General features: G+C 48.4%; 15 protein-coding genes. 10 read left to right on the top strand and 5 right to left on the bottom strand.

All coding sequences use genetic code 11. The features are described 5' to 3' along the window. A partial coding sequence (locus HA494_09435) for a phosphoribosylformimino-5-aminoimidazole carboxamide ribotide isomerase (GenBank protein ID NHV97983.1) occupies positions 1–399 on the bottom strand: 399 nt, incomplete at its 3' end. A 78-nt stretch (positions 400–477) separates the two neighbouring features. Between HA494_09435 and HA494_09440 the strand changes: the two genes are divergently transcribed. From HA494_09440 to HA494_09455, 4 genes are read left to right on the top strand one after another with little or no spacing between them, the layout of a single operon-like run. After that, positions 478–1,662: an ATP-grasp domain-containing protein gene (locus HA494_09440; protein NHV97984.1), complete on the top strand. Its 1,185-nt coding sequence runs from the start codon at positions 478–480 to the stop codon at positions 1,660–1,662. Further along, the gene (locus HA494_09445; GenBank protein ID NHV97985.1) at positions 1,637–2,701 is read left to right on the top strand and encodes a H4MPT-linked C1 transfer pathway protein; all 1,065 of its coding nucleotides are present in this window, start codon (positions 1,637–1,639) and stop codon (positions 2,699–2,701) included. Before HA494_09440 ends, HA494_09445 begins: the two co-directional genes overlap by 26 nt. Beyond that, positions 2,692–3,351, top strand: a complete 660-nt coding sequence (locus tag HA494_09450; protein NHV97986.1) for a hypothetical protein — start codon at positions 2,692–2,694, stop codon at positions 3,349–3,351. The genes HA494_09445 and HA494_09450 overlap by 10 nt, the downstream gene beginning before the upstream one ends. Then, positions 3,348–4,196, top strand: a complete 849-nt coding sequence (locus tag HA494_09455) for a hypothetical protein (protein ID NHV97987.1) — start codon at positions 3,348–3,350, stop codon at positions 4,194–4,196. Before HA494_09450 ends, HA494_09455 begins: the two co-directional genes overlap by 4 nt. Before the next feature lie 34 nt (positions 4,197–4,230). Here the strand turns inward: HA494_09455 and HA494_09460 are convergent, their stop codons facing one another. From HA494_09460 to HA494_09470, 3 genes are all read right to left on the bottom strand, one after another. Beyond that, positions 4,231–4,584 (bottom strand): type II toxin-antitoxin system VapC family toxin, encoded by a 354-nt coding sequence (locus tag HA494_09460; protein NHV97988.1) that lies wholly within the window; start codon positions 4,582–4,584, stop codon positions 4,231–4,233. A 41-nt stretch (positions 4,585–4,625) separates the two neighbouring features. After that, entirely contained in the window at positions 4,626–4,856 is a 231-nt protein-coding gene (locus HA494_09465) for an AbrB/MazE/SpoVT family DNA-binding domain-containing protein (protein ID NHV97989.1), read from the bottom strand. A gap of 125 nt (positions 4,857–4,981) precedes the next feature. Next, complete coding sequence (locus HA494_09470) at positions 4,982–5,377, bottom strand: hypothetical protein (protein NHV97990.1); 396 nt, start codon at positions 5,375–5,377, stop codon at positions 4,982–4,984. 71 nt (positions 5,378–5,448) lie between these two features. Between HA494_09470 and HA494_09475 the strand changes: the two genes are divergently transcribed. The 6 genes from HA494_09475 to hypD are packed head-to-tail and all read left to right on the top strand — an operon-like array spanning position 5,449 to position 12,260. Further along, complete coding sequence (locus HA494_09475; protein NHV97991.1) at positions 5,449–6,372, top strand: DNA double-strand break repair nuclease NurA; 924 nt, start codon at positions 5,449–5,451, stop codon at positions 6,370–6,372. 6 nt (positions 6,373–6,378) lie between these two features. Next, complete coding sequence (locus HA494_09480; protein NHV97992.1) at positions 6,379–7,857, top strand: ATP-binding protein; 1,479 nt, start codon at positions 6,379–6,381, stop codon at positions 7,855–7,857. A 28-nt stretch (positions 7,858–7,885) separates the two neighbouring features. Then, positions 7,886–8,593: a helix-turn-helix domain-containing protein gene (locus HA494_09485; protein ID NHV97993.1), complete on the top strand. Its 708-nt coding sequence runs from the start codon at positions 7,886–7,888 to the stop codon at positions 8,591–8,593. A 34-nt stretch (positions 8,594–8,627) separates the two neighbouring features. Next, entirely contained in the window at positions 8,628–10,895 is a 2,268-nt protein-coding gene (gene hypF / locus HA494_09490; protein NHV97994.1) for a carbamoyltransferase HypF, read from the top strand. A 23-nt stretch (positions 10,896–10,918) separates the two neighbouring features. Beyond that, on the top strand, positions 10,919–11,164 hold the full coding sequence (locus tag HA494_09495; protein NHV97995.1) for a HypC/HybG/HupF family hydrogenase formation chaperone: 246 nt from the start codon (positions 10,919–10,921) through the stop codon (positions 11,162–11,164). After that, positions 11,154–12,260: a hydrogenase formation protein HypD gene (hypD, locus tag HA494_09500; protein NHV97996.1), complete on the top strand. Its 1,107-nt coding sequence runs from the start codon at positions 11,154–11,156 to the stop codon at positions 12,258–12,260. The genes HA494_09495 and hypD overlap by 11 nt, the downstream gene beginning before the upstream one ends. Here the strand turns inward: hypD and hypE are convergent. Beyond that, positions 12,247–13,302, bottom strand: a complete 1,056-nt coding sequence (gene hypE / locus HA494_09505; GenBank protein NHV97997.1) for a hydrogenase expression/formation protein HypE — start codon at positions 13,300–13,302, stop codon at positions 12,247–12,249. The two genes, hypD and hypE, sit on opposite strands and share 14 nt — an antisense overlap. Positions 13,303–13,427: the final 125 nt, after the last annotated feature.

A 13,427-nucleotide genomic window follows, 5' to 3' on the forward strand; every position in this document is an offset into this window, starting at 1 on the left:
GAGCGAAGCTATAACCCGTTCCCCGATAGACGAATCCATAATATTCTTTAACGCGTCTAATGAGTGAAGTGTCTCGGTTCCCAGCACCACAAAATCAAAGCCCTGTTTGATGAGCCTCACAGCGTCGTCGAGGGTTGCAGCACCAGCGTCAATCATCATCGTGAAGTTAAATTTCTGCTTAATCTCCCACAACACTCCACTGTTATCTCCTGAGCCCATTATAGCGTCTAGGTCTGCAACATACAAAAAAGTTCTAGCCAGCTTCTCTTTGAAGGCTCTAGCCACTTGTATCGGGTTAGATGAATCTACTAGTACGCTTTTTATCGGTTTGTAGTGGTGCCTTTCACCAGCAACCGCGTGCACAACTTCTCCTCCTAAAATGTCTATGACAGGGATCACCTTCACGCCCTCGTAGTCAATAAAAGGGGTTTTAAAATAGTATGTTGATGCATCCGTAGTGAATAGGTAGACGATCAGTTGGACGTTGGTGTAGTAGAATACTTAAGCGCCTATGCACCGCATTTAGATGATGAGCTGCTTCTAGAAGGCTACGCCATGCTCAAATCAGCTATCGAAGATTTCGCCACCCTCGGCGCTTCAGTAAAGACCATCCTCGACCGAAGACTGAAGCCAGAGTTCCTGTCGGCTGAGGTAGTCTGGTGCTCTGATGAAAGTGAGTTTGAGCGAGGACTTGCTTCGCTCTCAGAGAGTGTTGACCATCTTCTTCTAATAGCCCCAGAGCACATCCTCCCAACGCTACTAGAAGAATTAGATTCACCTAAACTCCTAAACTCTACACCAGACTCTATCCGTGAAGTCTCAGATAAATGTAAGTTAGCTAAGAGGTTGGCTCAGATCGATGTAGATGCTCCTGAATCAAGGTGCTTTGAGGCTGGTGTTGATACAGAGGCTTTGAGGTCTGCCTCCAGAGAGATCGGGTATCCGATTGCTATAAAGCCTACGATGGCCGCTGGCTGTGAGGGGCTGAGTGTAGTGTATGGTGAAGAAGGGCTTGAAGCAGCATACGCAAAAGCTTGCCAAAGAGACCCAAGAGGTAGCGTCATCATACAGAAGTGGTATGAAGGGGTTCCAGCCAGCGTCAGTCTCATTGTATCTGAGCGTAACATACAGCCCCTATCACTTAACAGACAGATCGTAAAAATCGGCGCCCTTCAAGAAAATTCGGCTTATCTTGGTGGCATCGTCCCACTACCCCATCACCTAAGCAAAGAAGCATTAACCGCAGCATCAAAGGCTGTAGCCGCCTTCCACGGCTTAAAAGGGTATGTAGGCGTAGACCTAGTTCTTACAGACAGAAAGCCTATTGTGCTGGAGATCAACCCCCGTCTAACGGTATCATACTTGGGTTTATGCCGCGTTTTAGAGGGTGGTGTGGCTAGAACGATGGTCAACGAAGCCCCTACGAAAACCGACCAGAAACCCGTTTTCAAAGGGTTTGCAAGCTTCATAAAAGCATCTCTACCCACAAGCGCTAAAGTAGAGGGTGCTGAAGTGATCCGCAGCCCCATTAGAGGGGGTAGCGAGAGGTGCTTCATCTTGGTCCAAGGCGTTAGTTACTTAGATTCGCTTAGCCGCTTGAAAGGCGTTGTTAGCGGCTGCTCAGCAGAGGTGGATGTTGACCTTGCTGATCTTGGCGCTTGATGTGGGTGGTGTAAATATTAAGGCTGCTGTGATAAAGATTGGAGAACCCCATAGGCTACTAGGGTTCTGCACACACTACTTCCCGATATGGAAGGTTGGAAAAGAGAAGTTATGTGATGCGCTGAATCAAGTCGACAAAACCCTTGGTTTAGACTGTGATGCGGTAGCATTAACTATGACCGCTGAGTTATCGGACGCCTACCAGACCAAGCGTGAAGGTGTTGAACATATTGTAGATGTTGTTCAGAAGATTTATCGAGGTAAGCCGATCTATGTGCTGAGTACTAGCGGCAGCTTCTTTGACGCAGAGACTTCTATTAAAGCTCCTTTAGAAGTGGCTGGGGCGAATTGGGTAGCGACCGCTTGGTTAGCTGGTACTCTTCTAAACAGCTGCATCATGATCGATGTTGGAAGCACAACCACAGACATAATACCCGTGCTTAAAGGGAGGGTTGCTGCGAAGGGTAGGACCGATCTTGAGCGGCTTCAAAGCGGAGAACTGGTCTATACAGGTGCCCTCAGAACAAACCTCGCCGCGTTAACTAGAAGGGTCCCTGTAAACGGTGTCTTGACACCTGTCTCAGCAGAATACTTCGCCTCAACAGGCGATGTGCACCTAATACTAAAACACATCTCGGAAGACGAGTTTACGGTTGAGACAGCTGACGGTAGGGGGAGGAGCATAGGTGAAGCATACGCTAGGCTAGCTAGGATCGTTTGCGCTGATGTAGAGATGTTGAGCAGAGAGGCGCTTGATAAGATAGCGAGGTACCTATACAAGGTTCAGCTGAAGCAGATCGTAGGCGCCTTAAACAAGGTCCTAACTAGGTTAGAGGAGAAGGGTGTCAAAGTGGAGAGTTGCTTAACCTTTGGTATAGGTAGGCGCTTTCTAGCCAAACCAGCAGCAGCGAAACTCGGATTAAGAGCGTTTGAGCTCTCTGACCTCACCACACTGAAGCCAAGCATACCAGAAACCGCCGCAGCCCTCGGTTGGCTCCTAGCATCTAAATTGGGTGGCGAAGCAGAGCTATGTATGTAGTGGTGAAAGTCGGGGGCAGCTTAGAGCCGCATAAATCTGCGCTCACCAAACTTATGCACACATTAGTTAAATTGGCTTCAAAGCACGCAATAATCGTCGTGCCTGGCGGTGGAAGTTTTGCTGATAAGGTTAGGGAGGCTGCATCAACCTACAATCTTAGCGATCTGGTTGCGCACAGGATGGCTATACTAGCGATGGATCAATATGGGCTGCTACTCAGCTGCTTAGATGAGCGATGCACCTACACCCACTCACTAACAGAAGCTAAGGAAGAAGCTTCTAAAGGCTCGGTCCCCATCTACCTTCCATCACGCGAGCTGTTCTTCGACCAAACTCTTGAGGCAAGCTGGGACGTAACATCAGACTCTATCGCCGCTTACACAGCGTGGCGATGCTGCTCAAACCTAGTTGTACTCCTCAAGGATGTTGATGGTGTGTTCACAGCCGACCCTAAGAAGAATTCTGGAGCCAAGCTGATTCGTAGTATGAGCGCATCGGCTCTACTTGGCTACGGCTGCGTCGATAAAGCACTACCAACCTATATCCAGCGTTTTAACATCGTATGTTGGGTTCTGAATGGTTTAAAGTGTGGTAGGTTAAGTAGCCTCTTAACGGTAGGTAGAGCAGTCGGGACTAAGATTACACCTTGAAGGGTAGATGGGTCTTCAAACCTATTCGGACAAGGTATTGGAAGCCTAAGACCAACTATCTAGACGCAATATGGAGGGCTACTAAAAATGTTGTGGGAGAGGGAGATATCATAGTTATCTCAGAGAAAGCCATCTCAACAGCTAAGGGTCTCATAGTGGATGAAAGCAGGATCAAACCTACATTCTCAGCCCGCCTCATCGCCGCACTCTGGATGCGGGTAATCTGGGGCTACTTCCTTGCCTACCTCTGCCACCTAAAGCCGAAGTCGATCCAAAGGCTCAGAGCATACCCCATCTACGAGGGCGCCAAGCATAAGCAGCTAGCACTATCTTACGCAGGTCTACTCCAAGCGCTCAGACACGGATCTGAAGGCGGCATAGATGTCAGCAACCTACCGTACTCATATGCTTGTCTACCGCTACCAGACCCGCAGAAAGAAGCTGAGGAAATTGGGCGCTTCCTAGAGAGCAGAGGCATAAAGGGCGTCTCAATAATGATCGTAGATACAGACATGACCTACACCATAGGCTCACTTCACCTATCGCCTAGAAGAACCTCTATACCACAAATTAGAGGGGCGGCTGGAGGCTTCCTAACCTACCTCATATGCAGAATGCTCAAAGGCAGACCAAGAGCAACGCCACTAGCGCTCTGGGGCACAGACATCAGCGTAGAAGATGCTTTGATGTTGGCTGAAGCCGCACACCACGTAAGAGGTTCTGGAGCTGGTAGAACCGCTTGGGACGCTTCAGAAAGATTCGGCGTTGGGTTAGGGGAGGTGAGCTGGGATATGCTCGACTCCATACCACACTACCCCCTAGTCATCTGCAGACGTCTCCGTTAAACGGTAGATAGGTCTTTAGGGTGAACCCTCTCTATTAGAAAACTTTATCGTATTCTTTATCTTCGCTAATTATCTTCGGTATACGGTGTTTAAGCATCGTTGCTACATTTATCGCATCCTTCGGACGCTTAATCGGAGTTATCTCTATGAGTTCAAGGGCTTTCTCGAAGATGGTTAGGTCTACCTCATATTTCCTAATCTTAGTCATCTTCAGATAGTCAAGTATGGCACGTAGAGCTGTTGATATAGAGGTGAGTTTAGAAAGGATAAAGAACACCTCTTCTAGCGTTTTTAGGCTGGTCGCAGCGCTAATTTCTCCCTTAGCCGCTTGGGTTACCGCGTTTAGGCACTCTTCGTGATATTCTGCACTTTCATCAATAGCGTGGATAAGTGTTTATGAATCTAAGAAATAGGTTGGTTGTCTTCTGCTCAAGAGTTATCCCGGTTAAGGAGATGTTTTAACCGCTCTTCGTCGCCCCGCTTTTTCAACTCCTCTGCAGATAACCCTAACGAGACTGTTTCCGACAACTCTCTTAAGTCTTGTATCGGATCTTCAGGAACTTTGTGTATGTGGAGAGTTAATCGCTCCCCCTCAACCATTATTATAGCTTCGTCTCCTTCACTTATCTCATAGGCTTCACGTAGCTCCTTTGGTAACACAATCCTCCTTTGCTTGCCACCCCTCACCTTGTATAATTGCGTCAATAGCGTCCTCTATGTCCCCATAAAGATCTTGTGGCATTAATAAGCCTTTTTGCATCAAGAAACGCATATGTTTGATGTTGTTAAGGTGGTTTCTTCTGCACATACCTGTAGTTACGCATACTCCCATTTCTCGTCAGTATACCTTCTCTGACAAGGTCGGTTAGGGTGTGTGAGACGGCTGTTTTGTCGTAGTGGTAGCCTCTCCTACTTAGCTCAACATCAACATCTGAGAGGGTGCGCTCTTGGAGGAAGTAGCCCTCCCGCCAAAGGTCTTCGATCAAAGATTTGCATGTTACCGCTCCGCTCCTCTCACGTCGAGGCATCTCTTCTTGGATCGCTGCTTCTGGTATGCTTGACAGCACAGCCTTAACTGCCTTTTCAACCTCTTCTGCGGAGCAGCTGATTTCTACCTCCCAGCCGCCCTTTTTCAACTTGACCGTTATCTTCTTTTGCTCTTCTGTCATCGTCTCATCCATCTTGTTGTTTATTGTTGTTCAAGTTGCGCAACATTTATATCCCCAACTTGCCCTAACTATTGTTGCTCAAGATGAACAACCAATTAAACCTTACTTCAACAACACTCCTAAAGGACTTAAACACCCTACTTGACGAACTCATCGCAAGCATAGGAGGAAACCTAGCAGAGCAAGAAGCCGAGCTAGAGCGCAATATACAGCCAGTCAGAATACCCAAGCAGGGCACACCACAAAAAGTTGCGAGCCTAGATTCGACCTGCATAACATTAGCGAACACAATCGACAGCCTAACTCTAGCGGCAAGAGCCACTATCGTGACGAACCTAGAGAATCGAGCATATAGCTGTGTGAGAAGTAGTCCCATAGTTAGGGAGTTCAGCAACTTGGAGTCAAGCAGCTTCCTACTAACCCAAGAGCGTGCGGAGAGCATACTGAGATCTGCGCTCGAGCTCTGTCTTGTAAAGAGGCTTGTAGAGGAGCGGCAGATTCACATGATCTTCGTTGATGGTGTGTTAGATGAACCTATGGGAAGCCCCTTCAGAGAATTCAAACGGAGATTAATAGCCGAAGCTTTGGCTGCGAATATAGATCTCGTAGGTTTTTCAAAGGAGAGCCGCCTAACCTCAATACTAGCACTACTATCACAAGCCTACAACATACCTGAGGATCCTTGGTTTGCCTATGTCTCTCCTCTTAGTTTAGTTTGCGGGGGTGATGGAAGCGGGGTTTATGTAGCTAGGTTGGCTGAGATGGCACTCACAATTAGGGTGGATTTGGTTAGTAGGAGGTTTGCTGAAGATGTCTTTGCAGACCTACTCGTATCAGATAATCACTACCGAGGTTACCCTGAGTCTCTAAGGCTAGCACACCACCTAACAGTCTTCACAGGCCTCGAGGCTCTAACACTTAAGGCAGCGACGAAGAAGGTTGAGTCTCCTTTGATTGAGCTCGGAGGTAGGCGGGCACTCCTCCTAGGCTCAATAAAACCTAGGTGAACTGAAGTGAAGGTTGTAGAGAAGAACGGCGGCGAAATACACATCATAAGCAGAAGACCTGTTGATGTGCAGATCGGAGACTTCCTAGTAATTTGGGACTCTCTTAGGCGCTCATCTCTAATAGTTCAAGTCATCGAAGAGACCTATTTGAATGTAGAGGGTGCTCTTCTGGAGGCTATTAGAGAAGAAGTTCTAGAAGCAGATGTGCAGGTTGATGAGGAGCCATCGAGCTTCACTTCACTTTCAAACACAGTCAGAGACCTTATTCTGCTGAGATGCAAGATAAGGGGCTCTGTAAGATCAGGCTGCTATATGCCGGGTATTGAGCACCTCCCTTCACGTGTATCTTCTAGAGTCGAACCTATCCCAGTAAATCGGCTGCTCGAATCCATTCACCAATCCTCAAGTAGACTAGTATACTTGGGTAGAGCCGGTCAACAATCACCCTTCAGCATACCCCTCGAATCTTTAGATGGCGCGTTAACAATAATCACAGGCAAAAAGGGCTCAGGTAAGTCGCATCTAGCAAAGCTTCTAATAAGAGAGCTTATTCAAAACCATGCAAAGGTTGTTGTGCTCGACATAAACGACGAATACAAGGGAATAGGTTACCATCGAGACGGCACACCTTCACCCATCTGCGATAGGGTACTGAGGCTTGAGCCCTCTAAAAACCTAAGATTTACACTAGACTACATAGGGAAAAAGGGGATATCTGACATACTCTGCCACGCCCTAGACCTACCCACAACCTCACTCAGAGAATTTTTAAGAATATGGGATGAATTGGCCGATTACGGTAGGCTAACACTAACAGATCTAATCGAAACTACATTGAACAGAAGAGGTAACGAACACGTCAAAGAAGCCTTAATATCGAGACTCCTAACCCTAGCCTCATCAAACCTGATAACAGAAGAGCAGGAGCTAGCGAGCACATTCGAGGACCTCTTCTCCACGATCGATGAGGGAGGGGCGCTCATCATCGCACTTAATCGATCTACGCAGATTCTCAGAAGGATTGTAGTGGAGTTCATCCTCTCAAAGCTTACTCATCTTTTAGAGCTGGGTAAGATTTCGCCTTGCTTCCTCTTCGCTGAGGAGGCGCACCTCTATCTCAGGGAGACGTATTGGGAGGATATTGTTACAAGGATGAGGCACCTAGGTCTGTTTACAACACTCATCACCAACCAGCCTGATGCGATTAAAGATTGTGTGTATAGGCAGGTTGATAACATCTTCATCTTCAACTTCTCTAGCGAGAAAGATCTAGAGGCGATAGCGAGAGTGAGTATGATCGATGGAGACACGCTGAAGGCTATAGTCAAATACATACCACCAAGGTTCTGCTTAGCGGTAGGTCGACTTACAGGCAACTTACCGGTCTTGTTCAACTGCGCTGAAGCAGATATGTTAACATACGGTGAAACAAAGCTCTTTTTTCCAACACTCACATTAAAACAAAGGAGTTCGACAGAAATATAAAGTTGGTTTGTCGATAGACGAATAGATGATGCAGAGTGACGAGATTACATTAAGAATTGCCGGTTCAATAGTTATGAGCGAGAATCCAGCAGCAACCCTAAAGTCGTGGAGGCAGAGGCTGAATATTCGGCAAGCAGCGCTAGCCAAAAAGATGGGGGTCTCACCTTCTGTGCTCAGCGACTACGAAAACGGTAGACGTCCTTCGCCAGGCATAGCCTTCGTAAGAAGGTATGTTCAAGCCCTCGTCGAATTAGCTAACGTGACGCGCAACATAGATCTACTTAACCAGCAGGTTTTGAGCAGTGAGCTTGAGCCGATTCTGGTTCTGGGGGAGTATGCTGCTCCGGTTAAAGCATCTGAGGTTGTTGAGGCGCTGAAGGCCGAGGTTTTAACTGGTTCAGAGATGTTAGATTGGAGCATCTGCGGCTACACTGTGCTCGATAGCATCAGAACCATATATGCTCTCTCTGGCTTCGGCTTCTATAGGATCTTCGGCTCAACTACGGAGCGTGTTTTGGTATTTACGAAGGTCGGCTTGGGAAGATCCCCGCTGGTCGCCATAAGGGTTTCGCAACTCAAACCGAGAATGGTTATACTACACGGACCTAAGGTGGTTGACCCATTAGCCATAGAGTTGGCCAAGCGTGAGAGAATCATACTAGGCTTAGCACGCAACATAGGCGAATCTGAAATAGCTTCAAAGCTGCAGGAACTAGATAAAACCAAACCCATTTAAGCTGAAATATAACCACCTACCCATTTAATCATAGATGCCCCGTCTCCGCATATTGATCAAAGGTGTCGTGCAAGGTGTAGGATTTCGCCCATTCGTCTACCGAGCGGCATCTGAGAGGGGTCTTAAAGGTTATGTGAAGAACCTAGGCGATGGTACGGTAGAGGTTGTGGTTGAGGGCGGAGACGGGGCTGTCAACTCCTTCTTAGACGATCTTCAGCATAAAAGACCCCCTCTATCCAAGATCTATGAGCTGAAAGTTTTTGAAGAGGAGAGCAACACCCCTCTAACTGGCTTCACCATATTAGAGAGCTCGAGGGCGGGGTTTGAAAGCGGCTCTATAATACCAGCAGACGTCTCCATCTGCGACAGTTGCCTCCAAGAGCTCTATGACCCAAATAATAGGCGGTTCAGATACTTCTTCATCACCTGCACAGACTGCGGACCCAGATTTACCACAATAGAAGCTATGCCTTACGATAGACCCAACACAACCATGTCGGACTTCCCGATGTGCGAAGAATGCAGACGTGAATACACAGACCCCACGAATCGACGCTTCCACGCCCAGACTATTGCCTGCAGCATCTGTGGTCCACAAGTTTATCTTGTTGATAGGAGCGGAGAATTCGTAGACTGTAGAGACCCTATAGAAGAGGCGGCTAAGCTGATAGACGAAGGGAAGATAGTTTCGGTGAAGGGTAACGGTGGCTTTCACCTCGCATCAGCAACAACCAACTCAGAACCGATCTTGAGGTTGAGGAGGAGCAAACATCGGGCACAGAAGCCCTTCGCGATAATGGCCAAGAGCTTAGATGTGGTGAAGACGTTTGCGGTTGTGTCGAAGAAAGAGGAGGAGCTTCTTACATCCCACATAAAACCCATAGTGCTTTTGAGGAAGAGTGACTCCTACTACCTATCTGAAGAGATTGCGCCCGGTCTACATAATATAGGCACGATGCTACCCTATACAGCTCTCCACTCACTTCTCTTGAACGCAACTAAGGAGCCTGCCCTTGTTATGACGAGCGCCAACCCATCTGGTGAACCTATAATAGTTGATAACGAGGAGGCAGTGGAGCGGCTTAAAGGTGATGTGGATTACCACCTACTACACAATAGGAGAATAGCGCATAGATGCGACGACTCGGTTGTGAAGGTCATCGAAGAGCAACCCTCTCTGATCAGAAGGTCAAGAGGATACGCACCAGAGCCTGTTGAGCTACGCTTCCAACCAAAAGAGTCGGTGCTGGGCTTAGGCGGTGAACTTAATGTCGCATCTTGCGTAAACGTGGCGCATAGAGCATACCTAACGCAACACATAGGTGACATCGAGCACCACAGCACCTATCTCTTCCTCAAAGAAGCAGTCAACCATCTAACAAAACTAGTTAGAGCAGAGATCGGTAAAGTGGCTTGTGATCTACACCCAGCCTACCTAACCACGAGGCTCGCCGAAGAACTAGTCAAAGAAAGAGGGCTGCCTTTGATCAGAGTGCAGCACCACCACGCACACATAGCCTCTGTGATGGCAGAATACGGTTTAGAGGAGGCGGTAGGAATCTCTGTAGACGGCGCTGGCTACGGTGCTGATGGTACCATCTGGGGCGGCGAAGTGCTCTACTGCACATACGCCAACTACAGACGCCTAGCACACCTACAACTTCATCCTCTTCCAGGAGGGGATCTAGCCACAAAGTATCCTATCAGAGTAGCAGCAGCGATACTATTACACTCAAACCACCACGAAGCCTGGCTGAGATCGGTAGCCGATAAACTGCCCTATGGTGTGAAGGAGGCTGAGGTTATCTTGAGGATGCTCGAGCAGAAGCATATGCCGATGACCTCGAGCTGCGGCAGAGTTTTGGATTCAGTTGCAGCCATCTTGGGAATCTGCTACGAGCGAACCTACGAGGGTGAACCTGCTATGAAGCTAGAGGCAGCGGCTGTGGGTGGTTGTGATGTGCTGAAGATGGAGCCCTTAATAACCTCAAATATTCTGCAAACCTCTAATATGGTGGAGGCAGTGCTTGATAACATAGGGAGGTATAGGGTGAAAGACTTAGCGTATTCGGCAGAAGAGTATTTGGCTAAGGGCCTCGCATACCTAGCTGTGGAGGCGGCTGAAGAACTAGGGGTGAAGAGTATAGCGTTGTCGGGCGGTGTAGCCTACAACCAGCACATCACAACAACCATCAAAAAGATTGTTAACAAGACACAACACAGACTCTACACCAACGTACTAGTTCCACCAGGAGATGGGGGTCTATCCCTTGGGCAGGTTGCGGTTGCTTGCCACATCTAAGCATAGTGAGGTGGTGAGATAGTTTGTGTCTGGCTGTGCCTGGTAAGGTGTTAAGTAAGGAGGGTACACACGCTAAGGTCGATTTCGGTGGAGGTATAGTGCGTGATGTAAACATCTCGTTGGTTGATGTTGAAGTTGGGCAGTATGTGGTTGTGCACGCTGGATTCGCTATCCAAGTTATGAACGAAGAAGAGGCGAAAGAAACGCTTCGACTTTGGCAGGAAATATTCGAATTAGAGCAGGAGGGTGCTGGCGCGGTTGACGTTTAAGCTAGCAGACCAGCAGATCGCTAAACTGATTGTGAATAAGATCAGAGAACTGAACCTAAACCTTAGACTCATGCACGTCTGCGGCACCCACCAAGACACACTCGTCAAGAACGGCCTAGACACGCTCTTAGCGGAGTGTAATGTTGAGATGAGGCAAGGACCGGGGTGCCCGGTCTGCGTAACACCACCAAGAGAGTTTGAGGAAGCTAAGACTTTAGCCAGAAGAGGGTTTACCGTGGCTGTGTATGGTGATGTGTTAAGGGTTCCTGTGGAAGGAGGCTCGCTAGCAGACCTCAAAGCAGAGGGCTGTGACGTACGTGTGGTGTATGGTGTAGAGGATGCGCTTAAGATCGCTAAAGAAATCAGCAAGCCTCTGGTCTTTATGGCTATAGGCTTCGAAACAACCGCTCCAAGCACGGCTTCCGTGCTTCTTAACGACCCCCCTAGGAACTTTTATGTGCTCTGCTGCCACCGCTATGTGCCACCTGCACTAGACGCGCTTCTCGGGCTCGGTGAGATGAAGATCGACGGGCTAATAGAGCCGGGGCACGTAAGCACGATAATAGGTCTCAAACCCTATGAGCCCCTTTCTCAGAAGTATCATATACCTCAAGTCATCTCTGGGTTTGAGCCGCTGGATATGTTGGTTGCTGTGCTGATGATAGCAAGGCAGGTCAAGAAGGGTGAGGCGAAGGTTGAGAACGAGTATACTCGTGTGGTGAGATACGAGGGGAATACGAAGGCGCTGAAGATCTTGGGCGATGTCTTCGAGCCCTCAGACTCTGTTTGGCGTGGCTTAGGTCTGATAAGGGGCTCTGGTATGAAGATTAGGAGAAGATTTGAGGAGCACGATGCGCGGAAGGTCTTTGAAGACGAGCTCAAGATTTTAGATTCAGTTGAGTTTAAGGAGCCGCCTGGGTGTAGGTGTAGCGAGGTTATTCGAGGCTTGATCTATCCCCAAGAGTGCGCTCTTTTCGGTAAAGCTTGCACACCAACCAGACCAGTCGGCCCCTGTATGGTTTCTATAGAGGGGTCTTGTAACATAGAGTATAAGTATGGTCGGTTGACCCTTAAGTTTGCTTCTAACAGATCCTAGGGACGGGGTCGCCGATTGGTGGTGGAATTATCCTCTTACCACCCACTTTAGTCTTTAATACCACTTCTCTGAAGCTGCTGGTTGCTTCGCCTATTATTTCAGCCTCCCTACCTTCGGGTGTTTCACGTAGAGCTGCTAGGACCTCTTCAGCCTTCTCCTTGACCACCCCTATTATCATCTTCCCCTCGTTCCCGACTTCATAGGGGTCTATTCCGAGCATATCGCAAGCAGCCCTAACATTATCGTGTACAGGTATCTTCGCTTCATCAACCACAATGCCTACACCAGACTTCTCACACCATTCATTTAGCGCGTTAGCCAATCCACCTCGAGTAGGGTCTTTTAGCGCAACCACCCCACCAACCTCAAGGATCTTAGCTACGACCTTGTTCAGAGGTTTTACGTCTGAGCATACATTTCCTTCGAAGCCGTAGCCCTCTCTGCTTGAGAGCACAGCCACCCCGTGATCGCCTACTGCGCCGGATAAGATGATCTTGTCGCCAGCCCTAAGGTTGGAGTCTAGGAGCCACCTTGAGTTGAAGGGTCGGTATCTCTTCACAACCTCGATGTTTCTGTCTAGAAGTGGGCTTCGCCTACCTATTCCAGAAGTGTTTATGACAAATTTATCTAATGCGCCTTTTTCAACAACCTTTGTGTCTCCAGCCACTATGTAGACACCAGCCTCTCTGCAGGTTTCAGCCATACTATCGACTATCTTGGCTAGGTCATCTATGGGGAAGCCCTCTTCTATTATGAAGCCTGCGGTGAGGGCTAGCGGCTCACCCCCAACCATACATATGTCGTTCACAGTTCCGGAGACAGCAAGCCTACCGATATCCCCACCTGGGAAGAAGAGAGGCTTAACGGTATGCGAGTCAGTTTTCAAAACTATATCATTGACAACAGCAGCATCGTCAAGCGCCTCAAGAGGCACCTCAACCCCGCTCCCACCCAGCTTCATCACAATAACGCTCTTTATTAGGCTCTGCATCACAGAGCCTCCAGCACCGTGCGCCATCGTCACGATCTTAGCTGTGGACAAATTACCCCTCTCCATCAATTCTTGTCTAATACCATCCTTATAGCCTTGATTCTGCACTCAAGCCCCTCTTTGATCTCCACAGGCTCACCACACTTCGGGCAAGTCAGTGATACAGCCCAAAGCCC

The organism is Nitrososphaerota archaeon (assembly GCA_011605775.1).
GTDB lineage: Archaea > Thermoproteota > Nitrososphaeria > Nitrososphaerales > JAAOZN01 > JAAOZN01.

Bases quoted from the DNA above. Each gene is read 5' to 3' on its own strand.
- HA494_09475 (NHV97991.1), top strand. From the start codon at position 5,449: ATGAACAACCAATTAAACCTTACTTCAACAACACTCCTAAAGGACTTA.
- HA494_09450 (NHV97986.1), top strand. From the start codon at position 2,692: ATGTATGTAGTGGTGAAAGTCGGGGGCAGCTTAGAGCCGCATAAATCT.
- HA494_09485 (NHV97993.1), top strand. From the start codon at position 7,886: ATGCAGAGTGACGAGATTACATTAAGAATTGCCGGTTCAATAGTTATG.
- hypF (NHV97994.1), top strand. From the start codon at position 8,628: ATGCCCCGTCTCCGCATATTGATCAAAGGTGTCGTGCAAGGTGTAGGA.
- HA494_09470 (NHV97990.1), bottom strand. From the start codon at position 5,377: ATGGATGAGACGATGACAGAAGAGCAAAAGAAGATAACGGTCAAGTTG.